The sequence below is a fragment of the Mucilaginibacter sp. AK015 genome (assembly GCF_014200785.1).
In the GTDB taxonomy this organism is placed as follows: domain Bacteria; phylum Bacteroidota; class Bacteroidia; order Sphingobacteriales; family Sphingobacteriaceae; genus Mucilaginibacter.
The window spans coordinates 190,382-214,978 of record NZ_JACHCV010000003.1 but is presented as its reverse complement, the minus strand read 5'-3'; the positions used below and the strand labels follow the sequence as shown (position 1 = coordinate 214,978).

Sequence of the window (24,597 nt, the reverse complement as noted above, 5' to 3'; positions counted from 1 at the left end):
TGCAAAGTAATTACCAGTTACTTACAATTGTATACATTAATTATGAAACTAAACTTACAGATCACAAAAGTAACTATTGCTTGCTTCACATTACTTTCAACAGTTAACTTAACTGTAAAAGCACAAGAAGTTATCACCCTGCAAAAAGCCATTGACCTTGCCCTTGATCGCAACTTAACTATAAAACAAGCTAAACTTACCGAAGCGCTAAGCACCGAAGATTACAGGCAGGCTAAAAATAATTTGTTGCCAAACCTGTTTGTTAATTCGCAGGGATCGTACAATTTTGGCCGTGCTACCGACCAAACTAACCTGGCCATTAATAACGGCAGCTTTTTTTACAATACCAATTCCGCATCGGCACAGGTAACAGTTTTTCAGGGCGGGCAGTTGCGTAACCAAATCATCCAGAACCGTTTGTTGCTTGATGCTGATAAATCAAACACCGCGAAGATAAAAAACGACCTGATATTGAGTGTTGTTACACAGTATTTAACCATTTTAACAAATCAGGACCTTGTAACCGCGGCTAAACAACAAATAGATATCTCGAAAATAGCGTTAGACCGGGCGCAGAAAAGTTATGATGCAGGAAACCAAACCCTTGCCGACCTATCCCAGGCAAAGGCCCAGCAATCAACCGCGGAACTTAATTTAACAACCGCGCAAAATCAGCTGGATTTATCGCTGCTGATATTGAAGCAATACATGGAGATGGACCCGCTAACACCGATAGAAGTTGAAAAACCCGATATTAGCAAGCTTAGTGTAGCTACCGCTTACGATCCGCAAAATGTTTTAAACACAGCGCTTGCCATAAACCCGGATGTAGTGCTTGCGCAAACCCGCGAGAAAGCATATTTACAGGCTATAAAAATTGCCAAAGGCGGCTATTATCCAACCTTAAGTTTGTCAGGTTCGGTAGTAACGCAATATAGCAGCACCAGCAAAGCGCTGTTAGGCACGGTGCAGGGTTTTAATACGGTTAACGGAAATATAAACGGCGTACCTACCACCATAGACCTGCCTACAACAACCCCGGTGTTTGGCGGTACTACTTCATTTGCAACACAATTGAGTAATAACCTTAATCAGTCGGTTGGCTTTAACTTGCAGATACCTATATTTAACCGGTTTTTTACACGTACCGCAGTACGTAAGGCCAAGATCAATTACGAAAATGCCCAGGTATCTACCCAGTTGGCAAAAAATAATTTAAGCAAAACCATTATACAGGCAGTATTGGATGTACAGGCCGCCGAAAAGAAACGCCTGTCTATGCTGCAAACTTACAATGCCAACAAGGAAGCCTTTAACGTGATACAAGAGCGCTACAATGTTGGCCTGGTAAACTCGCTTGACTATAATACATCGCTTACTAATTTGAATAAATCGCAATTTGATTTGATACAGGCACAATACGAAGTTGTGTTCAGAAGCAAAGTAATTGACTATTATCTCGGAAATCCTATAACACTTTAAAAACACAAACAATCCTGAAATCATGGGAAAAACTACTAAATATATTCTGATAAGCCTTGGCGTACTGATCGTGCTCCTGATCATTGGCAAAGCAACCGGTATTATAGGTAAGCCGCAACTAACGCAGGTGGCTGTTGAAAAAGCAGAGAGCCGCGATATTAACGAAACTGTATCCGCAAGCGGTAAAATTAAACCGCATGTGGAGGTTAAAATCAGCCCAGAGGTATCGGGCGAGGTAGTGGAGTTGCCTATTAAAGAAGGCGACGTAGTGAAAAAAGGCCAATTGTTATGCCGTATTCGTCCGGACATTTTAAAGTCGGGTTATGATCGTGCCGTGGCTTCGTACAATACCCAAAAGGCAAGCGTTGGCAACTCTTCGCAGATGCTTAAACAATCCGAGGCTACCTTTGCTAACCAGGCATCAATATACAAACGCAGTAAGGAACTTTTTGATAAAAAGGTTTTAACTGTTGCAGAGTTTGAACAGGCCAAAGCAAATTACGAAGGCGCAAAGGCATCATTAGAGGCCGCAAGGCAAAACGTTGTGGGATCTAAATTTGGCTTAGAGCAGGCGCAGGCATCTGTAAAAGAAGCGCAGGATAACCTGGCCAAAACCACCATTTACGCGCCGGTTGATGGCGTGGTATCGAAACTATCTATTGAGCAGGGCGAGCGTGTATTAGGTACCCAACAGTTTGCCGGTACCGAGATCATGACCATATCTGACCTGAGCAAAATGGATGTGAATGTAGATGTGAACGAGAATGACATTAACCGCATAGCTATTGGCAATCAATCGCAGATAGAGGTCGACGCGTTTTTAGGAAAGAAATTTACAGGTGAGGTTATTGAAATAGGGAGCTCGGCAAATGTGGTAGGTACCAACGCCGACCAGGTTACTAATTTTACCGTGAAGGTGAGGATAACAGCGCAATCTTATATAGACCTGCTGAAGAAAAATGCCGAGAACCATTCGCCGTTCCGCCCGGGGTTGACCGCCACCGTTGATATACAAACCAACCACGTAAAAGCGTTATCGGTGCCTATTCAATCGGTTACCACCCGCGACGAAAAGAAACCGGCTGCTACACAAGGCAATACACAGAACGACGACAAGAAAACCACTATCTCCGCAGCCCCGTCAAAAGAATATGTATTTGTTTTGCAGGGTAATAAGGTTAAACAAGTTGAGGTAACTACCGGTATACAGGACGACACTTATATACAAATATTAAGCGGCCTTAAAGGTGGCGAAGATGTGGTATCAGCACCATTCGCAGCTATATCTAAAACATTAAAAGATGGTATGCTGGTAGAAAAGGTTGATAAAGCTAAACTTTTTAATACCGACGCTAAGAAGTAATTTTTAGATAGACATTTTTAGACAAAGGACAAAGGGCGAAAGACCTTTGTCCTTTTTTGTTTGCATGGTTACCCCGGGGCGATTATCACATCATCCCCAAAACAATCAGGTGACAAGGTTTTTTACCTTCCGGCATTTGCCTTTTACCATCCAAATAATATTTCATTAATTTGTACCACCGGGAAAACCAATTGCCCGGCCGGGACATTTACTATTTAATGCTTAAGCAAAAAAACAAAATTGCCGTGGTGGGTGGCGGAAGCTGGGCCACCGCTAATATCAAGATGCTTACCGATAACGCAATTGAAAAAGAAATTTTTTGGTGGATGCGCAACGGTGAAGCTGTAGCGCACATTCATAAATTCGGGCATAACCCAAACTATCTAAGTTCAGTGGAAATACGGGTGCCCGCGCAACATATTTCTACCGATCTAAGGGCAATAATACAGGTTGCAGATTTTGTACTTTTAAACGTTCCTGCTGCCTTTCTGAAAGAGGCCCTGCGGAGTATCACCGCCGCCGATCTAAAAGGGAAAAAGGTAGTATCGGCAATTAAAGGTATAGTGCCCGACGAGAATAAAATTATAGGCGAATTTTTAAACGAACATTACGAAGTGCCGTTTAGCCATTTCCTTGTGATCAGTGGCCCGTGCCATGCCGAAGAGGTAGCCCTTGAGAAACTATCCTACCTTACCATCGCGTCGCAGGATACCGGCCTTGCCGCTGAGTTTGCCGGTATGCTGAACACACGTTATATTAAAACAATTGTATCTGACGATATTTATGGCACCGAGTATGGAGCGGTATTAAAAAACATCTACGCTGTCGCAAGCGGTATTTGCCATGGCGTAGGGTATGGCGATAACTTCCAGTCGGTATTGATATCAAACGCCATACGCGAACTGGAACGCTTTGTGAACGCGGTACACCCTATAGACAGAGATATCAAAGAATCGGCTTACCTGGGCGATCTGCTGGTAACTGCATACTCGCAGTTTAGCCGCAACCGCACCTTTGGCAATATGGTAGGGAAGGGTTACACCGTAAAATCGGCTCAGTTAGAAATGAACATGATAGCCGAAGGTTATTATGCAGTAAATTGCCTACACCAGGTAAATAAGCAATATATGGTTGAAATGCCTATTTGCGAGGCCGTTTACGCTATTTTGTACAAGAAAAGCCCACCTTTTATTGAAATGCAGAAACTGGCAGAGAAATTGAGTTAATTACTGCAGTTACTAACAAAATTTTTTGCAGATGAAAAAGCTATTTAAAACCACCATGTTTGCCGCGGCAATGTTTGCTGCATCGGCAGGTTATGCGCAAACACATAAAGATACTACACTGGGCCAAAAGGTTGGCACCACCGCTAAAAAGGGATGGCATGCCACCAAGAAAGCAGCGAATGCCGTAGGCAACAAAACCGCCGAAGTGGCTTCAAAAGGGGCATCGGCCGTAGCAGATAAAAAATATGATGCAAAGGTAGGCCCACAGGGCCAAACCATTTACATTGATAAAAATTCGTACTATTATTACGTAAATAAAAAGGGGCACCATATTTATGTGCCAAAAGCAAAACTGGTTGATAAACCTGCCCACTAATATTATTTAAACGCAGCCGTTAGCTAACGGCTGCGTTTTTTATTACCTTATGCACTTAATGAAAAAATACATTTTAATATCGTATATTTTTTTCGCGGTGGCATTGCTGATAACCGCCTGCGAAAAAAAGCAATCGAACACCATGCTGCAGGGCACCTGGAAATCAAAGGATGCCAACACCAGTCTTAAAATAACCGGTAAAAAATTTATTATGGATGGCGACGAGCAAAGCGCCGAGGATTATTTTGTAAAAGGAGACACCATTTTCACTTCTTTTGAAGGCAACCAGCCTTATACAAAATTTGTTATACAAAAAGTTGATGAAAGCAACCTGATCTTGCTTTACCCCGACTCTGTGGTGGTGAACTTTAGCCGGTAAAACAAAAACCTCCCGTATGAAAACAAACGAGAGGCTCTGTAAACAAAACTAAACTAAAACTATGCTTTCGGTTAACTACTCCGAAAGCTCTATGAAACTAACTAACTAACTAAAATCTTCTGCGGCGTTCCGGGCGCTCCTCGCGGGGCCTTCCAGAGAAATCACGGAAACCGCCGCCGCTGTTCCTGTCCCTGTTAAAACCACCTTCGCGGCGTCCGCCACCACTATTTCTATCCCGGTTGTAACCGCCGCCGCCTTCGCGTCTTTGGTAACCGCCTTCGCGCCTGTCGCCACCGCTTCTAGGGCTGCTGGAGCCTTCGCCGGATACTTCTATCCTAACCTCGCGGCCCTTAAACTCGACGCCTTTAAAGTTGTTCATCACCTGGTCAACATCGCTGTTGTTTACCTCAAAGAAAGAGTAAACACCCTTAACATCAATTTTACCTACGGTGCGCCCGCTTATTTTGGTGTTGTTGCAAATGTAACCCAGCAGATCGCCGCGGTTAAACTCGTCAACACTGCCCAAATTGATAAACAAACGGGTATATTCTGACTTGCCACCTGAATCGCGCATGCCGCGTTCGCCTCTTTCGCCATCCCTGCGGAAATCATCAGCCGGAGCGTTAAGGTCTGGTGCATTTTTATAATAATCTAAAAAGCGGTTAAACTCAAGTGATGCAAAACGTTTAATCACCTCTTCTTTATCAAGGTCTTTAAACTCATCCATAATACGCGGGATGTATTGCTCTATCTGGTCGTCATTAACCGTTACATTGTGCACTTTATGCACCAATGCAAAAAGTTGTTTTTCGCAAACATCAAAACCTGTAGGTATTTCGGCTTTTACAAACTTTTTACCAATAACACGTTCAATCTGGCGAATTTTACCAAGTTCCTTACTGTTGATGATGGCGATAGATACACCTGTTTTACCTGCACGGGCTGTACGGCCGCTGCGGTGGGTGTAGTTTTCAATCTCATCAGGCAACGAGTAGTTAATAACGTGTGTAACATCATTAACATCAATACCACGCGCTGCAACATCGGTAGCAATTAACAATTGCAGGCTGCGTTCGCGGTAGCGTTTCATTACCTTGTCTCGTTGCTGCTGCGAAAGGTCGCCGTGTAAAGCATCGGCATTATAACCGTCTTTTATCAGCGATTCTGCAATTTCCTGAGTTTCTATCTTGGTACGGCAAAATACTATACCAAATATCTCGGGGTTGTTATCAACAATGCGTTTAAAGGCCGCATATTTGTCACGGGCACGTACAACGTAGTACTCGTGATCGATATTGGCGTTACCTGTATTTTTTTCGCCCATGGTTAACTCAAACGGGTTATCCATGTATTTTTTGGCTATCCTTCTAACTTCAGAAGGCATAGTGGCCGAAAACAGCCATGTTTTTTTCTCGTCCGGAGTGGTAGATAAGATACTGTCAATGTCTTCCTGGAAGCCCATATTGAGCATCTCATCAGCCTCGTCCAATACTACAAACTTAACCTGCGAAAAGTCTATCGCTTTGCGGTTAATAATGTCGAGCATACGGCCGGGTGTGGCAACAACTATCTGCACGCCGCGTTTTATCTGGCGTAACTGATCCTGGATGCTGGCACCGCCATAAACGGCAACAACATGTACGTTGTTCATTTTTTTGGCGTAGTTCTTAATGTCGTTCGTGATCTGTAAACAAAGTTCACGTGTTGGGCATAAAACAAGCGCCTGCGGATGATTTTCTTCGAAATCGAGCAGTTCTAATAGCGGCAGTCCAAAAGCAGCTGTTTTACCGGTCCCTGTTTGGGCTAATCCGACAAAATCGTTGCTGCCTGTTAACAATACCGGAATTGACTGTTCCTGGATTGGTGTAGGATTTTCAAATCCTAACTCAGTGATGGCATTAACAATATCATGACGGATTCCCAGTTGAATAAATGGGTTCATGAATTAAAATAACGTATTTGGCTACATCGCCAAATCGGGTGCAAAAGTACAACTAATAATTTACAATTCAAATACTGATTTTTTAATTTCTAATAGAACCTAAAGTTTGACGGTGTTTTATCGTAATTGTCTTAAAATCAATAAGTTTTTACGACGATGGCTGACGTGTTAGTGTAAGCAGTACATATCCCGTGTTTAGCGCGCAATAAAAAGGGTGGCGTTACAGTGGAGTAAAATGATATTGGTTTATTTGAGGCACGGCCGTTGGCAATCAACCGGGTTGATATGTAAAATTTTTAGGATGATAGACCCGTCATACAGTTCGGTTGAAAAGAAAAAGTATATTTGAGAATGGATATCCATACGGAAAAACTAAGTTTATTACGGAGGCTTAAGGGCACAGTAGCAGGCGCGGACATTTTTTACTCACCGCAACTACAAACCAAAGCACTTGGCTTGTCAAACTCAACTTTACTGAGTTTTGATTAAAAAGACGCAATAAATCCCAAATCAAAAATCCGCAATAAAGTGCTTGATCCTAAAGTGTTAATGACCATTAAGGGTTTGCCGTTACTGGCGAAAACGGTTATTGACGGATTTATGATAGGGTTTAATAAAAGTACGGTAAAAGGCCCCGGGCTCGAATTTAGCCAGTACCGCAGCTACCAGCCCGGCGATGACCTGCGCTGGCTGGACTGGCGCATGTTTGCGCGCAGCGACAGGTACTACATCCGCGAATCGGAAATAGAAACAAGTATCTCTGTAAGGTTTTTGGTAGATGCCAGCGCATCTATGAATCATGATGATAACGGAATAAAAAAGATAGATTATGCCAAATTCCTGGCTGCATCATTAACCTACCTGGCTAATTTGCAGGGCGATTCGGTCGCGTTGAATGTGTTTCAGAATGGTTCTCTTTTTTCGATGCCATCAAAACCCGATCCGCAGCATTTACAGCGAATGTTTTATCATTTGCAGCAAATTGATCCTGCAGGAACGTTCACTAAGCCGGTACATTATAAAGAGCTTTTTGCCGGTACGGGACGTAAGGAACTGCTGGTGTTTATAACGGACATGTACCAGCCCGATGGCGAAATAAATGCGTTGCTTAATACGCTGGCGGCGTTAAAACATGAGATAATTGTGTTTCATCTGATGGGGCAGAACGAGCTTGATTTTGATTTTAAGGGCTTTTCTACCCTTGAAGATCTGGAGACCGGCGAAACCATACAAGTAAACACCCCACGTGCGGGCCTGGTCTATCACGAAAAACTGCAGGAACACCTGGCAGCTATAAAAACTAATTTAACAGGTAAGCGAATTGCCTATAAAATGATTAGCACCGCACAACCGTTAGAGGAAGCCCTAAAAGAGTTTTTAGTTCAGCGTAAAAAAGGATTGTGATGGAATTTGTAAGCCCTTTGAATAAAAAAATAAAAGCCCTCCCTTTCGGGGTGGGTTTGGGAGGGTCTGCATGCAGTTTTTAAGCCCGATATGGTTTTTCGCGCTGGCGGCATTAAGCATTCCCGTTATCATCCACCTGTGGAATGTGCGCCCCGGCAAAACGCTTAAGGTGGGGAGTATATCGCTCATCACCGAAGCCTCAAAAAGTACCCGCCGCAGTTTCAGGCTGCTGGATATCTTGCTGCTGGTACTCCGCTGCCTGCTGCTGGGGCTGCTGGCTTTGCTGCTGGCATCGCCGTTTTGGCAAAAGCATGCTTCGGCAAAAATTGAAAAGGGCTGGCTGCTTATCCCCAGGGAAAACTTTAAAGAAACCTACAAAAAATTTAAGCCCGCTATCGATTCGTTAACTAAAGCAGGGTACGGCTTTCATTATTTTAACAATGGTTTTGCAGGTGCCGATCTGAATGACATATTAGCAGATACGGCCTTACAAGACACCGCCGCCAAAAGCAACTACTGGGGTTTGATAAAGGCTTTAAACAGGCGGCTTTCGGGAGTAACGCCGGTTTATATATTTACACCCAATGGCACCGGGCATTTTAAGGGCGACAGACCGCAGGTTGACCTGAACCTGCACTGGCAAACCTATACCACGGCCGATTCGGTAAGCCGATGGATAGCCTCGGCATGGTTAACTAATAGCGGGACTATTCGTGTAACTCTTGGCAATAGCAGCCCGGCAGGTACATTTTATACTGGCCAGGTATTGCAAAGCGGGAACAACCGCGATATTGCTATTACCATGCAAAACGGGCAGCCCTTTGTAAGCTTAAAGGATAAACGCCAAATGCCGGTAGCTGTGGACACTGCCACGCAACGTATGGCCATTTACACGGATAAACACACTGTAGACGCGAATTATTTAAAAGCAGCATTGCTGGCGGCGATTAACTTCAGCGGGCAAAAAGCCATTGTAAAACAATATGCCAGCGCTGCGAAAATACCCGGCGGGCAAAACTGGGTGTTTTGGTTATCTGAGCACACATTAAGCGGTGGGGCTAAAAGCGGTAAAAATATTTTCAGGTACCAGGCGGGTAAACCGGTAGATGTAAACTCGTGGATAGATCCGGGGCATATCACGCTGGCAAAACGCTTAGAACCGTTAAGCCAGACAGAAACTATCTGGAAGGATGGTTTTGGCAAACCCATACTGGGCCGTAAAGCTAACACTTACTATTTTTACAGCCGTTTTAACCCCCTTTGGACCGACCTTGTTTGGACTGATGGATTCCCGGGACTGATATTAAAACTCATCAACAATAGCCCGGTTAGCCAACCCGCTGCATATGATAAACGTATATTAACTAACGCGCAGATAAAACCGCAAATCAGTAAACGGAGTAAGGTGGTTGAACCTCAAATAACTGGCGAGCGTACAGATTTGTCACGGTATTTTTGGCTGCTTTTGATGGGCGTGTTTATGGCAGAACGCATCTTATCTTACAAAACTAAACAAGCATACAATGGCTGAACACGGCGGATTACATAAGATACAAAGCCTGCGCCGCCGCTGGATAATTTACCAGGTGCTGGAAGATGTGCTGCTGTCGTTATATGCGGCGCTGTATGTTGGGGCGCTGATGTATTATCTGTTGTCGCCATCGTTGGTGTGGGGATTTATTACATTCCCACTGGTTCTTGCCATCATGCTGGCGGTTAACCGGCCATGGCACATGAGCGACGAAAAAATAGCAAGCTTTTTGAATAAGGAATATCCGGAATTACAGGAGAGCAGTCAATTGCTGCTACTGCCTCAGCAACAGCTAAACCCCTTACAGGTTATTGCATCGTCTAAAACATCAGCTGTTTTAGCCGGGTTAAACATATCGCATAAACCCTTTGCCAGGCGTTTGGTTATGGCGTTTATATCCCTTATGGTGGCTACCGGCCTGATATGGGCGCTGGGCAAAATATTTCATATCGAAAGGATATTTTACGGGCCAAATCGAGCGGTTGCTGTTTGCGGCCCGGCCCCATTGCCCGAGGTGATTTTACCGCAAATAAGCGATGTGGAAGTTACCGTTACCCCGCCTGCATACACCCGCCGTGTTAAACGATCGCAGGATAAATTCAATTTGGTAGCTGAGCAAGATGCGCGGGTTGAGTGGCATATCAAAACTAACGTTGCGATAAAAAAAGGGTTATTGATCTTCAATAACAAGGAAAAAATAAATTTAAGAAGTAAAGGTAAACATACCGAATGGTATGCTTCTTCTGTTCTGCACACACCCGGCTTTTACCAGGTTAGTATCGACGGTAAATTATCCGAGTTGTATTATGTACAGTTGGTTAATGACAACCCGCCGGTAATACACATTAAGGCACCAAAGCAGTATACCTATATAGACGCGGGCGAGGTGCCAAAAATTAATATCAGCGCCACGATAACCGATCAATATGGTGTGACTAACGCATCCATCATGGCTACGGTAGCCAAGGGCAGGGGCGAAGGGGTTAAGTTTAAAGAGTATACGCTAAAGTTTCCGCAGGGGTTTAAAGCGCAAAGTCCGCTATACGAGGTTCAGAAACTGGTTAACCTGCCCGCTCTGAACATGGAACCGGGCGACGAGCTTTATTTTTACGTGCAAGCCCAGGATACCCATAAGCAGCTAAGCCGTACCGATGTTTATACCGTAAGTTTACAGGATACCGCCGAATTGCTAAGCATGAACGGGATGCTTACGGGGGTAAACCTTAAGCCGGAGTTTTTCAGGAGCGAGCGGCAGATCATCATTGATGCGCAGCAATTGCTTAAAGATAAGGACAGCATCAGCGTAGAACGGTTTAACGCACGCAGTAACGACCTGGGTATTGATCAAAAACTATTGCGCCTGCGTTATGGTAAATTTTTAGGCGAGGAAGGCGAGGACGCTATTGGTACCCCGGATAATGAAGCGGCGGATCCTGCCGACTTTAGCAACGCCAAAAAGATACTGAAAGAATATACCGACGACCATGATAACGCCGAAGATGCCGGATTTTTTGAACCTGAGGTAAAGGCCCAGCTGAAAGCCACACTTACCGAAATGTGGAAGGCCGAATTGCAATTGCGCCTTTATAAACCGCAGGCAGCTTTGCCCTTTGCTTATAAAGCGCTGCGCCTGCTCAAAGATCTGCAGCAGAAATCAAGATCGTACGTTGCTAAAACCGCTTATAAACCTACCCCTTTGAAATTAGAAAAGCGGCTTAGCGGCGAGTTAGATAAAATTATACAACCTGTAAACCGGCAGGATATAAAACCCCCTGCAGATAAACAGGAAGTCCTAAAAAAAGCGGTAAACGTTTTGGAGGCGTTAAAGTTAAACCCTGTATTAAATGCCACCGACAGGCGTGCGCTGCAAGTGGCTGATCAGCAATTAAGTATGCAGGCGTCTGCCCGGCCGGGCGCTTACCTGCCGGCATTGAATGCCATGCGCAGGATATTATTATCCTCAAAAGCCAATATTAACGATGTTAATACCGTAGAAAGTGTTGTGCAAAAATCCTTGGGCGCACTTAAAAAGCTGCCCTCTTCCGGACAGGAACCTACGGATATGGGCTTGTCAAAACAGTATTATAAAAATTTAAAACAAGCCAACCGTTGATGCAGGCCAACTGGACATATATCGTATTAACGCTTTGCGTTTTGCTGGCTGTGGTTTTTGCGTGGCAGGAGTACAGGCGTGTTAATAAGCGAAATTTAACGTTGCGTATGCTGGCGGTAATTGCGGCGGCAGCGGCATTGGCTTGCATTGCCTTGCCCATTGGCTATACCGGCAATGTTGCCAAAATGGCTAAGCATAAAACCATCTTGCTCACAGATGGCTTTAATGCCGACAGCCTGAGCGCCGTCGATTCCAACATCGTTACTACAGAGGTAAAAGTTAAACAAGCATATCCCCGGGCTAAGCTCATAAACAGTACAGATGAGCTTAGCAGAAACAGCCAGCTGCATATTTACGGTTACGGCTTAAGCCGCGCGGGTTTGCAGGACCTGGACAGCTTGCCATTTATATTCCACCCGGCAAGTTTACCTGAGGGTGTTAGCCATATAAGTTGGAGCCACCACCTGAAAGCAGGCGACGCAATGCAGGTTCAGGGTGTTTACAACAATCCGTCTTCAAAAAAAGTAAAACTGGTTTTAAGGGGATTGAATACCGGCTTGGATTCAGTAACGCTGGCCCCAAAAGCGCAAACTACATTTAATCTGAGCACGGTTCCTAAAACAACCGGGAAAATGGTATTTACATTGCATGCAGATACAGGCTTACAAGGTTACATACCTGTGGAAATTACATCCACTGAACCACTTAAGATATTAATGCTGTCGGCTTCGCCGGATTTTGAAAGCAGATTTTTAAAGAACTGGCTAACCGAAAATGGTTATGCAGTAGCCTTGCGCGCCGCCATCAGTAAGAATAAGTATAACAGCGAATACATCAACATCGCCAAATTGAGCCTTGACAGGCTATCAACTCAAATGCTCGAAAAATTTGATGTGGTTATGGGGGATCTTTCGGTTTTCAGCAGTTTAAGTCCCGGTGAAACCGATGCGCTGAAACAGCAGGTAGCTGATAAAGGTTTAGGGCTTATTGTTCGTTCCGACAGCGCCGGTAAGGCCTCCTGGTTGCAAAAACAGTTTGTAGTGGATAAGCCGTCGGGAAAGGAACCAGCACCTGCGCAACTTATTATTGATGGTAAAAAGAGCGCCGTTAAGCTGAGCTACGGGCCATCGCATATTGTTTATCAGAACGGCACTTTGCCGCTGGTAAAAACCACCCAGGGGGGGGTATTGGCAAGCAGCACCCTGTTTGGCTCTGGCAAAATTATTTTCACTACATTAAACAATACATTCAGTTGGATGCTTGCCGGAAGCAAGCAAGATTATACAGCGTTATGGTCGGCATTGCTTAGCAAGGCGGCGCGTATGGACAATGTGGCGGAAAATAACGTCGAATTTTCCGGGTTGCCGTTTGTTAACCACCCTGTTCAATTGTATGTTGCGCGGGGCAAAGCATCACCTATAGCTATTAACGGGCAAACCGTGGCATCTGTACAAAACGCTGATATTCCTTTTGAGTACAATGCCATGTACTGGCCCACATCAGCGGGATGGCAAAATATGAAAGAGAATGGACGTTTGGGCGCGTGGTATGCCTACGCCGAAAACAATTGGAAAGCAGTACAGGCGGCGGACAAAGTAGCGGCAACAAAAAAATACGCGGGCGAACACAAAATAACCGATATTGTAACAAAACAGATACATCAAAAAGTTCGGATTGATGTACCGAAAATATATTTTTATATCCTATTGCTTGCCGCCTGTACATTTTTATGGGTAGAGGCTAAGCTATCGTAATATACCGCCCAGCTGACCGGGCCTATTAAATCAATTGGAGGATACACTTTGAGAAGAAGAGACTTTATTTACTTAACGGGCTTTGGCGCCGGCGCTATGATGCTGCCGTCGTTAGATGGCTTTGGTAAAAACATTGATGCGCAGCAGGCACTTGAGGGTGTTGATGTACGCATTAAAAAAGAGTTGGCCGACGCGGGCCTTAACGCCGCGAAAGGCGCCGGTGCAAGCTACGCTGATGTGCGCATTGGCCGCTACTTAAACCAGTTTGTAATAACCCGCGAAAACCGGGTGCTAAATGTAGCCAACACCGAATCGTACGGGGTGGGCATCCGCGTTATAGCCAACGGCTGCTGGGGTTTTGCCGCTACAAACGAGGTAACTAAAGAAGGTATTGCCAAAACTGCTAAACGCGCAGTTGCTGTTGCCAAGGCCAACGCTAAGTTAGGCAGCGCACCGGTACAGCTTGCCCCGCAAAAAGGCTACGGCGAGGTAAGCTGGAAAACCCCTATCGAAAAAAATGCTTTTGAGGTACCTATTAAGGAGAAGGTTGACCTGCTGCTGGGCGCCAATGCCGCGGCTATTTCAACCGGTGCCGATTTTGTAAACTCCATGATATTTGCGGTGAACGAGCAAAAGTATTTTGCATCTACCGATGGCTCGTATATCGACCAGGATATTCATCGTATTTACCCCAACTTTACCGTTACAAAAAGAGATGTGGCGCAAAATGCGTTTGAAACACGCCGCTCTTTAAGTTCCCCCATGGGTATGGGTTACGAATACTTGATCCCTTCTGCATCTGAAAAGGTAACCGGTATTACTACCCGCTATAAAAAGCGCTATGATATGCTGGAGGATATAAAATATGCCACCAAGCAAGCTGCAGAAAAGATATCCTCAAAGTCTGTCGACCCGGGTAAATATGATCTGGTGCTCGATCCGAGCCACCTTTGGTTGACCATTCATGAATCGGTAGGGCACCCAACCGAGCTCGACCGCGTGCTGGGTTACGAGGCCAACTTTGCCGGTACCAGCTTCCTTACGTTGGATAAATGGAAAAGCGGCAAATTTAACTTCGGCAGCAAACAGGTAAATATCGTTGGCGATAAAACGCAGGTAGGCTCGCTCGGGGCCGTGGGTTATGATGACGAAGGCGTCGCTTGTAAAAAATGGGATATCATCAAAGAAGGTACGCTGGTAAATTATCAGGCCATTCGCGACCAGGCGCATATCATCGGGCTAAAAGAGTCGCAGGGGTGCTGCTACGCGCAAAGTTGGCAGGATGTGCAGTTTCAGCGCATGCCTAATGTATCATTACAGCCGGGCAAGGCCGCGCTAAGCGTTGATGATATGATCAAAAATGTTGAAAAAGGTATTTACATCATTGGCGACGGTTCATTCTCTATCGACCAGCAGCGCTACAATTTCCAGTTTGGCGGGCAGCTATTTTACGAGATTAAAGACGGTAAAATTGCAGGTATGCTTAATAATGTTGCCTACCAGGCCAACACCCAGGAGTTCTGGAACTCGTGCACCCAGGTATGCGACGACCGCGATTATCGTTTAGGAGGCTCGTTCAACGATGGAAAGGGACAGCCAAGCCAAAGCAGCGCGGTATCACATGGCTCATCAACAGCAAGGTTTAACGGTGTTAACGTAATCAACACCAAAAGAAAGATCGGATAACATATGCCTATATATACTAAAGAACAAGCACAGGCTTTATTAAAGAAGGTGCTTAGCTATTCAAAAGCGGAGGAGTGTGAAGTAAACCTTGGCGGCAGCGAAGGCGGGAATGTACGTTACGCGCTTAACGCGGTTTCAACCGCGGGCGATATCAGCACAGTTGGCCTTAGCGTAACATCTGTTTACGGCAAAAAAGCAGGCTCGGCCACTATCGACCAGTTTGACGATGCTTCGTTAGAGCGTGTTGTGCGCCGGTCGGAGGAGCTGGCGCAGCTGGCCCCCGAAAATTCGGAATACATGCCGATGTTGGGCCCATCCGATTTTAAAGAAGCGATAACATATAATGCAAATACCGCCGCCATGACGCCCGAAAGTCGTGCCGAAATGGTGGGTAAAAGCTTAGAGGTTACCAGGCAGGCTAAACTGTTTGCGGCAGGCTTCCTGGAAAACTCCACTGGTTTTAGCGCGGTTATGAACTCGAAAGGGTTATTTGCCTATAACAAAAGCAGTGATGTTACCTTCTCTGTTACTACCCGTAACGAGGGCGGCACCATATCTGGCTATGCGGCCCGCGGTTTCACCGATGTATCTAAACTGGATACCGCCTCAGCAACGCGCGTGGCTTGTATGAAAGCCAATGCTTCGGCCGGCGCAAAAGCTATTGAGCCGGGTAAATATACTGTGATACTGGAGCCCGTTGCAGCAACCTATATGCTGGAGAATATGTTCCGTTTTGATGCGCGCAGCGCCGAAGAAGGCCGTAGCTTTTTAAGCAAAAAAGGCGGCGGCACCCGTTTGGGCGAGCAATTGATGGACCCAAAAGTAACCATCTATTCAGACCCCTTTAACCCCGACCTGCCAGGCTCAACCTGGGGAGGCGACGGACAACCACGCGAAAAAACCGTTTGGATTGACAAGGGCGTAGTGAAAAATCTTTCGTACTCGCGCTTTTGGGCGCAGAAAAAAGGTGTAGCACCTTTGCCCGGCCCAAGCAACATAATTATGGAAGGGGGCGATGCCAGCCTGGAAGACCTGATAAAAAGCACCGAAAAAGGCATCCTGGTTTCGAGGTTATGGTACATCCGCATGGTCGACCCGCAATCGCTGCTGTTAACCGGGCTTACCCGCGACGGCACATTTTATATCGAGAACGGCAAGATCATGTTCCCGGTAAAGAACTTCAGGTTTAACGAGAGCCCGGTGATCATGCTGAACAACCTGGAAGCCCTTGGCAAAACAGAGCGCAGCATCAGCGTAGAAAGCTATCGCAGCTACATGATACCGCCCATGAAAATACGCGACTTTACCTTCAGTTCGCTGTCAGACGCGGTATAGGCAAGCTTGCAGTAAGTGGTTTGCAGTTTGCAGACTTTCGAAATAGCGATAGGTTTTATACCCATCGCTATTTTTTTAGAAAAACAAAATCCCTTAAAAATGCTTAAATTTGAATATGGAAACGCTAATTGTACATCCTGAAAATCAAGAGCAGTCGGACGCATTAAAAGCTTTCATGAAGGCTTTTAAAATTTCTTTCGAAGAAGAAAAGGAAGAATATGACCCAGCATTTGTAGATATGATACTTAAAGGCGAGGAAGAAATAAAAGCCGGAAAAGGTACAAAACTGGACACTGATAATTTATGGAAGTAATTTTTACTTCTACCGCTTTGTCCCATTTGGATGAATGGAGGAAAAGCGGGAATTTAGTTGTGCAAAAGAAGATTAGTGAGATAATTTCATCGATGAAAGAAACTCCATTCGAAGGAATAGGTAAGCCAGAACCATTAAAACATAAACTTACCGGTAAATGGTCAAGGCGAATAAATCACGAACATCGTATAATTTATAGTTTCGATAATGATATATTAAATATATATTCCTTAAAAGGGCACTATTAAATAAAATACCGAACGCCATTGTCAAAAAGCAGTGGCGTTTTTGTTTCTTTGCAGCCCCAAAACTTTTATCATGGAAAATTTCCCTGTTAGCAGTTCAATCCTTTCGGCCACTCATATTGGTTTATTTTTGCAAGATAAGTATGGCTTTGCTGCGCACGCTATCTGCAAATTGCTTAAAACCGGCATCAATCATAGTTATTTACTAACAGATGGGCGTAGCAAATATGTTTTTAGATTATACAGCCTAAGCTGGCGCAGACATACGGAAATAACAGAAGAACTAAGGTTGTTGAATTTGCTTCGCGATGCCGGCGTTTCAGTTTCCTACCCTGTAAAAGACAAGGCTGACGCATATATCCAGCAATTGAACGCGCCCGAAGGTACACGTTTTGGTGTGCTGTTTTCTTTTGCCGAAGGAGAAAAGCTGCTGAATTTTGATGCAGGTGTGCATTTTAAAGTAGGCGAAACCATGGCGCGTATGCACCAGGTTACGCAGAACCTGCAACTGCAAAGAGTGACCTATACACCAAAGGTTATACTTCAGGATTCGCTTTACAAGATAAAAGGATTTTTGCCTGCCGATACCGAAGAAATTCAATGGATGGCATTAACGCAAAAATATCTTTTGGACGAGATCAGCAGAGCCGACACCAACCAATTAAGAAAAGGCGTAACGCACATGGATATCTGGTTCGATAATTTTAACATCACCAGAGAGGGTAACGCTACCCTGTTCGATTTTGATTTTTGCGGCAATGGCTGGCTGTGTTATGATATTGCTTACTATATTTTGCAGTTGCACAGCACCGAGAAGGTTGAAGCCGAACGCGACGGTAAGCAAAAAAGCTTTTTAGCCGGTTACCAATCCGTAACGCCAATAAGCGCCGAAGAAATGCGCCTGCTACCGGCGCTTGGGGTAAGCATGTACTTTTTTTACCTGGGCATACAGTGCGAGCGGTTTGATAACTGGTCGAACGTGTTTTTGAACGAGACGTATTTAAAGCGGTATATTAATTTGCTGGTAAAAAAATACTTCGACGAAAACGTTCTGAAGGGTAATGATGTTAATTAGATCATGACAAATACAACAAAGATAGGTTGGATCGGCCTGGGCCTGATGGGCAACCCCATGTCGCAGCAATTGTTAAAGGCAGGCTATCCGCTAACGGTTTATAACCGCCATAAGGATAAAGAAGCCGGATTGATACAGCAGGGCGCCGGCACGGCATCAACCCCAAAGGAGTTGCTGCAGCAAACGGATATAGTTATTATTATGGTGACCGATGATAAGGCCATCCGGGAAATATTTGAGGGCGAAAACGGTTTGTTACAGGCTGATGTAAGCAATAAAGTGATCGTTAATATGAGCACCGTATCGCCTGGCATTAACAAAGAAATGGCTGAACTGTGCGGGCAACAGGGCAATCATTTGCTTGATGCGCCGGTATCTGGCAGTGTTAAGCAAGCGGAAACCGCCCAACTGGTTATTATGGCTGGGGGCGACAACGATGTTTTTGAACAGGTAAAACCCATATTGGAAAAACTGGGCAAAATGGTAACAAATGTGGGCACTATAGGCGCAGGCAATGCGGCTAAACTGGCTATCAACACCCTGCTGAGCTTTTATACCCAGGGGTTGGCCGAAGCGGTTATCCTGGCAAAAAACAACGGCATTGAACCCGAAACTTTACTGAACCTTTTGAGTAATACTGCCATTGGCAACCCTTATAGCAAACTAAAAGGCGAGGCTATTGTCAACAACAACTTTAAAGCCGCTTTTACGCTTAAAAATATAGTTAAGGACCTGCAGTTATCGAGGGATATCGGTCTAGATACACCATTGGGACAAACTGCGCTAAAAACATTTGAAGCAGCCAGCGCCAAGTTTGGCGACGAAGATCTGATAGCCATCTATAAGCATCTGGACAAATAAATTAATCCCGCTTCTTTTTTAAACTGTAAGACGGTTTGTTAGATTTTATTTGTTCGGCGTTATCGTACAGGCTTAATGTTTTTTTATTGATAATAAACGAATAAACTTTCTGGCCGGGTGCATTTAGATTAAAAATGATCTCGTCATGGCTGTGCTCCGGGTCGGCAATAAGGTCATTTTGTACAAAATAAGTTGTTAAGCCGGGCAGTCCAGATACGTTGCCGTTGTCATAAAACCTGGCGTTTACCTTTTTACCTGCGGCATCTGTCCCCTCATAAAATCCAGATAGGATAGCCTGGTTTATCATGTAATTCATGCCTTCGGCTAAACCTCCGCTTGGCCTGGTTTGCATGGCTTTTATATATTGTGCGGTAGCGGTTTCTTTGGTTTTAGAATTATAGTGATAAATGATAAGCGTGGTATCTCCATTTTTTACTTTATAGCTTAATTCGTCATCGCCAAGCTCAATAGTGGTGGTGTTTTTACCTGCCTGAAACCTTAAGGTTACATCCATGCCTTCGTGGTTGTTTATAACGGCTGGCACGTTTATACTGTCGCCTTTAAGCTGGGTAGTATCAATATACATAATGGTAATGCCGGTGCCCCGTTCCACTGCCTCCAGCGGCGATTTACTTTTCTTAACTTTTTTGATGTAATCCTTTTTCACCCAAACACCATTTATCAGCGGTTTAAACTGATGAAGTAAAGCCTGCGACTGGTCGAGCGTGCGGTTGGCAGTAGTATCCTGGTCGCTATCTCCGTTTTTACTTTTGCACGATAGAAATATACATAGTATAAGCAGGGGGCAGATAATTCTTTTCATGTAGCTATATTGTAACCCAATATAGGGAAATGTGGTGTTAGTTTTGTCTGTACTAAACAATAAGTTCCGTTTTAATTTATCGGTAGTGAATTTCTATCGCCGATGCGCCAAATACCGGTGATAAAAGGTTTAGCTTATTTGAAATTGAGTTACAACTATAAAGTAGCATACAGCAATCATTAATATTCGCTTTACAACAAAATCCGTATTTTTGCATCTTATTAATTCCACCCCTGCAAATGAATGCTGATGCCGTTAAGATGCTGCCAGGCCGTTATTGTAACTCACTGACCGAATATTCCCGTTTTGTAACCCGCGAGGTTGCTATCGGTGATATACCAATGGGCGGTAGTAACCCTATCCGCATCCAGAGCATGACCACGACCGATACCATGGATACCATGGGTACTGTGGAGCAGACCATCCGTATGGTTGATGCCGGCTGCGAGTATGTGCGCATTACCGCGCCCAGCATAAAAGAAGCAAACAATCTTGCCGAAATAAAAAAACAACTGCGAATGCGTGGCTATAACGTCCCGCTGGTTGCCGATATACATTTTACCCCCAATGCTGCCGAAGTGGCCGCCCGGATAGTAGAAAAAGTACGCGTTAACCCCGGTAACTATGCCGATAAAAAGAAGTTTGACCAAATAGAATATACCGACCTGGAATACCGGGGCGAGCTGGAACGCATCTTCCAAAAATTTACGCCGCTGGTAAAAATTTGCAAAGAGTACGGTACCGCCATGCGCATAGGTACAAACCACGGCTCGCTGAGCGACCGCATTATGAGCCGTTACGGCGATACCCCGCAAGGTATGGTAGAGAGCGCGATGGAGTTTATCCGCATGTGCGAAACGCTTGGTTATTACAGTTTAGTGGTGAGCATGAAAAGCAGCAACCCACAGGTAATGGTGCAAGCCTATCGCCTGCTGGTACAAACCATGGTTGCCGAAGGCATGAATTACCCCTTGCACCTGGGCGTTACCGAAGCCGGCGACGGCGAGGACGGCCGCATAAAATCTGCCGTAGGGATAGGCACTTTACTGGAAGATGGGCTGGGCGATACCGTTCGGGTCTCCCTCACCGAAGAACCCGAAGCTGAAGCGCCGGTTGCTATTGCGTTAGTAAAGCGCTACATTCAGCGGAAAGCAGAAAGCGAAAAGCAGAAAGGAGATGAGAAAAAGCTTTCAGCTTTAGACTTTCAGCCTTCGGCTCATTCCCCGTACGAATACGAAAAACGCGAAACCTACGAAGCTAATGCCTTTATAGGCGGGCATATGGTGCCGAGGGTGGTGATAGACCTGTCGGCGGCCAATTTGAAAGATCCGGCGGTAATGAACGACGCCGGTTATATTTACTCGGCTTTACTGGATAAGTACAACATGGCCGAGCAGTCGGTAGATTTTGTTTACCTGGGCGATAGTTTGCCATCATTTACTTTGCCGGGTAACCTTAAGCAGCTTTATAATTACAATACCTGGCAAAAGCTTACCAATAAAACACTTTGCCACCCGCTATTTACTTTGCATGAATATATAGCTGCGGATGCTAACCGTACATCGGCTTTGAATTTGGTACGCATTACAAACGCCGACCTGGAGACAGAGGCTTTTGGGTTGATACCACTTGATAAGTCGCTGGTTTTTGTGCTGGAAACAGATGAGCCCCACGGGATGGCCGACCAGCGCGCATTTTTCTTGAAATTACAGGAAATGGAATTGGATATCCCGGTTATCATAAAGAGGAGTTATGCTTTGGCAGACCATAGTCAAATTGATCTCACATCTGATTTGCAACTTTACGCTGCTACCGACTTAGGCGCTTTGCTGATAGATGGCTTTGGCGATGGTATCTGGATAGATGCGCCGCACGTGGCAACAGGCGTTATTACTTCTACCGCGTTTGGCATATTGCAGGCAACCCGTTCGCGTATTTCCAAAACAGAATATATATCATGCCCAAGCTGTGGCCGAACGTTGTTCGACCTGATGGTAACCACGCAGATGATCCGCAGCCGCACCAGCCATTTAAAAGGATTGAAGATAGGCATCATGGGCTGTATTGTAAACGGACCGGGCGAAATGGCCGACGCAGATTACGGCTACGTAGGATCGGGTACCGATAAAGTAACGCTATATCGGGGGCAGCAAGCGGTAAAGAAAAACATTAACTCTGCCAATGCCCTTGATGAGCTTATTGGCATCATCAGAGAGGACGGCAACTGGATAGAGCCTGCAGAGTAGAACACCGCGCGCTATTGTGATGTAAAGCGGGCGATCAAGGGAGAAGTCTTGTTCATTACGCAAAATCAATTTGCACTATACCGCTGCAGGCCACTTGCGTAAACCGGGGTCTTTAACTGATCTCCGATTTCTGCCATCATGTCACCGTAAAGTAACCCATACTGACTGTTTGTAAGCTAACTGACACCTATCCGCTGTTTTTTCTGCCAAATACATATTGGCACAGGCATTGATAAATAAGCGTGTAAGCATTTAATCATCAAGAAAAAACAAATCATAATATGTCTAAAATAATTGGAATTGACTTAGGAACAACAAACTCCTGCGTAGCAGTAATGGAAGGTAACGAACCTGTAGTTATTGCTAACAGCGAGGGAAAACGTACTACGCCATCCGTTGTAGCTTTTGTTAACGATGGCGAGCGTAAAGTGGGCGACCCTGCAAAGCGCCAGGCCATCACAAACCCTACAAAAACCATCTATTCTATAAAACGCTTTATGGGTAACCAGTTTAACGAGGTTACCAATGAAGTTGGCCGTGTGCCATACAAAGTTGTTAAGGGCGACAATAACACACCGCGTGTTGAAATTGGCGACCGTAAATATACCCCGCAAGAAATTTCGGCAATGATCCTTCAGAAAATGAAGAAAACCGCCGAAGACTTTTTGGGTACCGAAGTTACCGAAGCGGTTATTACCGTTCCGGCTTATTTTAACGATGCACAGCGCCAGGCAACAAAAGAAGCCGGCGAGATAGCGGGTTTAAAAGTTCGCCGTATTATAAACGAGCCTACTGCTGCTGCGCTTGCCTACGGCTTAGACAAAGCACACAAGGATATGAAAATTGTAGTGTTTGACTGCGGTGGCGGTACGCATGACGTATCTGTACTGGAGTTAGGCGACGGCGTGTTCGAAGTAAAATCAACTGATGGTGATACCCACCTTGGTGGTGACGACTTTGACCAGGTAATTATCGACTGGATGGCTGATGAATTTAAGAGCGACGAAGGTGTTGACCTGCGTAAAGACCCAATGGCTTTACAACGCTTAAAAGAATCGGCCGAGAAAGCGAAGATCGAATTATCAAGCTCTACACAAACCGAAATTAACCTGCCATATATTACAGCAGGTGCCGAAGGCCCAAAACACCTGGTTAAAACTTTGAGCCGCGCAAAATTTGAGCAACTGGCCGACAGCCTGATCAAACGTACTATCGAGCCTTGTAAAACTGCATTGAAAAATGCAGGGTACAGCACTTCTGATATCGACGAGATCATACTGGTGGGCGGTTCAACCCGTATCCCGGCTATACAGGATGCTGTTCAAAAATTCTTTGGCAAAGCACCATCCAAAGGTGTAAACCCTGATGAAGTTGTGGCCATTGGTGCTGCTATACAAGGTGGTGTATTAACCGGCGAGGTTAAAGATGTGTTGCTGTTAGATGTTACCCCGCTTTCATTAGGTATCGAAACAATGGGTGGTGTAATGACCAAACTGATAGAATCTAACACAACTATCCCAACCAAAAAATCAGAAACTTTCTCAACCGCCAGCGATAGCCAGCCATCAGTTGAGATACATATATTACAAGGCGAGCGCCCAATGGCATCGGGCAACCGTACCATAGGCCGTTTCCACCTGGATGGTATACCACCTGCACCTCGCGGCGTGCCTCAGATAGAGGTAACCTTTGATATCGATGCCAATGGTATATTACATGTATCGGCAAAAGATAAAGCTACCGGCAAAGAGCAGAAGATCCGTATCGAAGCGTCATCAGGTTTAACCGATGCCGAGATCAAAAAGATGAAGGATGAAGCCGAAGCAAACGCTGATGCCGACAGGAAAGCAAAAGAAGAGGTTGAAAAACTGAACGCTGCTGATGCCCTGATCTTCAGCACCGAAAAACAATTGAAAGAGTACGGTGACAAGATACCTGCCGATAAAAAAGGCGCTATTGAAGCCGGCCTTGAGAAATTGAAAACAGCTTACTCGGCTAAAAACCTTGCAGCTATTGAGCCCGCACAGGAAGAACTGAACGCCGCGTGGACCGCTGCATCTGAAGATATGTACAAAGCATCTGCCGAGGCAGGTCAGCAACCGGGTGCCGACGCAGGTCAGGCCGGTGGTGGCCAACCCGAAGGCGGTGCCGATAACGTAACAGATGTAGATTTTGAAGAGGTAAAATAATTACCCGATATATAAATGAAAAGGCCCCTATTTCAGGGGCCTTTTTTTGTTTAAATAACCTTCATCACGTCGTACTTGGCAATGACGAACTGGTTTAATCCACCGTCCGTGCGAGGAGCGATAGCGACGGGGCAATATTCGACATGCTTGTAGCCAATATGGTTATCGGCGATTGCCATGCTACGCTTGCAATAGCGCGAAGGGATAAAAGAAAAGCCAGCACAATTGTGCCGGCTTTTCTCGTACGCAAGTCT

19 protein-coding genes are annotated in these 24,597 nt (G+C 45.2%); 17 read left to right on the top strand and 2 right to left on the bottom strand.

Annotated elements, in window-relative coordinates:
- Nucleotides 1-42: 42 nt before the first annotated feature.
- The 5 genes from HDC91_RS13200 (at nucleotide 43) to HDC91_RS13180 (ending at nucleotide 4,826) form a co-directional block, all read left to right on the top strand.
- Complete coding sequence (locus HDC91_RS13200; RefSeq protein WP_183552909.1) at nucleotides 43-1,482, top strand: TolC family protein; 1,440 nt, start codon at nucleotides 43-45, stop codon at nucleotides 1,480-1,482.
- Between the two features lie 22 nt (nucleotides 1,483-1,504).
- Nucleotides 1,505-2,845, top strand: coding sequence for an efflux RND transporter periplasmic adaptor subunit (locus tag HDC91_RS13195; RefSeq protein WP_183552907.1), 1,341 nt, complete (start codon nucleotides 1,505-1,507; stop codon nucleotides 2,843-2,845).
- A 218-nt stretch (nucleotides 2,846-3,063) separates the two neighbouring features.
- Entirely contained in the window at nucleotides 3,064-4,071 is a 1,008-nt protein-coding gene (locus tag HDC91_RS13190) for an NAD(P)H-dependent glycerol-3-phosphate dehydrogenase (protein WP_183552905.1), read from the top strand.
- Between the two features lie 31 nt (nucleotides 4,072-4,102).
- The gene (locus tag HDC91_RS13185; RefSeq protein WP_221262185.1) at nucleotides 4,103-4,447 is read left to right on the top strand and encodes a hypothetical protein; all 345 of its coding nucleotides are present in this window, start codon (nucleotides 4,103-4,105) and stop codon (nucleotides 4,445-4,447) included.
- 58 nt (nucleotides 4,448-4,505) lie between these two features.
- The gene (locus HDC91_RS13180; RefSeq protein ID WP_183552903.1) at nucleotides 4,506-4,826 is read left to right on the top strand and encodes a hypothetical protein; all 321 of its coding nucleotides are present in this window, start codon (nucleotides 4,506-4,508) and stop codon (nucleotides 4,824-4,826) included.
- Nucleotides 4,827-4,935: 109 nt separating this feature from the next.
- Here HDC91_RS13180 and HDC91_RS13175 read toward each other — a convergent pair whose 3' ends face one another.
- The gene (locus HDC91_RS13175) at nucleotides 4,936-6,768 is read right to left on the bottom strand and encodes a DEAD/DEAH box helicase (protein WP_183552901.1); all 1,833 of its coding nucleotides are present in this window, start codon (nucleotides 6,766-6,768) and stop codon (nucleotides 4,936-4,938) included.
- 528 nt (nucleotides 6,769-7,296) lie between these two features.
- On the opposite strand from HDC91_RS13175, the gene HDC91_RS13170 reads away from it, so the two are divergent.
- The 10 genes from HDC91_RS13170 to HDC91_RS13125 all read left to right on the top strand — a co-directional run bounded on the left by HDC91_RS13170 (nucleotide 7,297) and on the right by HDC91_RS13125 (nucleotide 19,085).
- Nucleotides 7,297-8,172: a DUF58 domain-containing protein gene (locus HDC91_RS13170; RefSeq protein WP_370576835.1), complete on the top strand. Its 876-nt coding sequence runs from the start codon at nucleotides 7,297-7,299 to the stop codon at nucleotides 8,170-8,172.
- A gap of 70 nt (nucleotides 8,173-8,242) precedes the next feature.
- On the top strand, nucleotides 8,243-9,703 hold the full coding sequence (locus tag HDC91_RS13165) for a BatA domain-containing protein (RefSeq protein WP_183552899.1): 1,461 nt from the start codon (nucleotides 8,243-8,245) through the stop codon (nucleotides 9,701-9,703).
- Nucleotides 9,696-11,816 (top strand): DUF4175 family protein, encoded by a 2,121-nt coding sequence (locus tag HDC91_RS13160; RefSeq protein WP_183552898.1) that lies wholly within the window; start codon nucleotides 9,696-9,698, stop codon nucleotides 11,814-11,816. The genes HDC91_RS13165 and HDC91_RS13160 overlap by 8 nt, the downstream gene beginning before the upstream one ends.
- A complete protein-coding gene (locus HDC91_RS13155; RefSeq protein ID WP_183552896.1) occupies nucleotides 11,816-13,570 on the top strand; it encodes a hypothetical protein in 1,755 nt (584 codons plus the stop codon). Before HDC91_RS13160 ends, HDC91_RS13155 begins: the two co-directional genes overlap by 1 nt.
- A 48-nt stretch (nucleotides 13,571-13,618) precedes the next feature.
- Nucleotides 13,619-15,256: a TldD/PmbA family protein gene (locus HDC91_RS13150; protein ID WP_183552894.1), complete on the top strand. Its 1,638-nt coding sequence runs from the start codon at nucleotides 13,619-13,621 to the stop codon at nucleotides 15,254-15,256.
- A gap of 3 nt (nucleotides 15,257-15,259) precedes the next feature.
- On the top strand, nucleotides 15,260-16,591 hold the full coding sequence (locus HDC91_RS13145) for a TldD/PmbA family protein (protein WP_183552892.1): 1,332 nt from the start codon (nucleotides 15,260-15,262) through the stop codon (nucleotides 16,589-16,591).
- A gap of 115 nt (nucleotides 16,592-16,706) precedes the next feature.
- Nucleotides 16,707-16,904, top strand: a complete 198-nt coding sequence (locus tag HDC91_RS13140; protein ID WP_183552890.1) for a DUF2683 family protein — start codon at nucleotides 16,707-16,709, stop codon at nucleotides 16,902-16,904.
- Nucleotides 16,895-17,152 (top strand): Txe/YoeB family addiction module toxin, encoded by a 258-nt coding sequence (locus HDC91_RS13135; protein WP_183552888.1) that lies wholly within the window; start codon nucleotides 16,895-16,897, stop codon nucleotides 17,150-17,152. The genes HDC91_RS13140 and HDC91_RS13135 overlap by 10 nt, the downstream gene beginning before the upstream one ends.
- Nucleotides 17,153-17,222: 70 nt before the next feature.
- Entirely contained in the window at nucleotides 17,223-18,224 is a 1,002-nt protein-coding gene (locus tag HDC91_RS13130; protein WP_183552886.1) for a phosphotransferase, read from the top strand.
- A gap of 3 nt (nucleotides 18,225-18,227) precedes the next feature.
- Nucleotides 18,228-19,085 (top strand): NAD(P)-dependent oxidoreductase, encoded by an 858-nt coding sequence (locus tag HDC91_RS13125; protein ID WP_183552884.1) that lies wholly within the window; start codon nucleotides 18,228-18,230, stop codon nucleotides 19,083-19,085.
- A 1-nt stretch (nucleotide 19,086) separates the two neighbouring features.
- Here the strand turns inward: HDC91_RS13125 and HDC91_RS13120 are convergent, their stop codons facing one another.
- Nucleotides 19,087-19,908: a hypothetical protein gene (locus HDC91_RS13120; protein WP_183552882.1), complete on the bottom strand. Its 822-nt coding sequence runs from the start codon at nucleotides 19,906-19,908 to the stop codon at nucleotides 19,087-19,089.
- Between the two features lie 239 nt (nucleotides 19,909-20,147).
- Between HDC91_RS13120 and ispG the strand changes: the two genes are divergently transcribed.
- Together ispG and dnaK are read left to right on the top strand one after the other, a co-directional pair.
- Nucleotides 20,148-22,154 (top strand): (E)-4-hydroxy-3-methylbut-2-enyl-diphosphate synthase, encoded by a 2,007-nt coding sequence (gene ispG, locus HDC91_RS13115; RefSeq protein ID WP_183552880.1) that lies wholly within the window; start codon nucleotides 20,148-20,150, stop codon nucleotides 22,152-22,154.
- Nucleotides 22,155-22,435: 281 nt separating this feature from the next.
- Nucleotides 22,436-24,343: a molecular chaperone DnaK gene (gene dnaK / locus HDC91_RS13110; RefSeq protein WP_183552870.1), complete on the top strand. Its 1,908-nt coding sequence runs from the start codon at nucleotides 22,436-22,438 to the stop codon at nucleotides 24,341-24,343.
- Nucleotides 24,344-24,597: the final 254 nt, after the last annotated feature.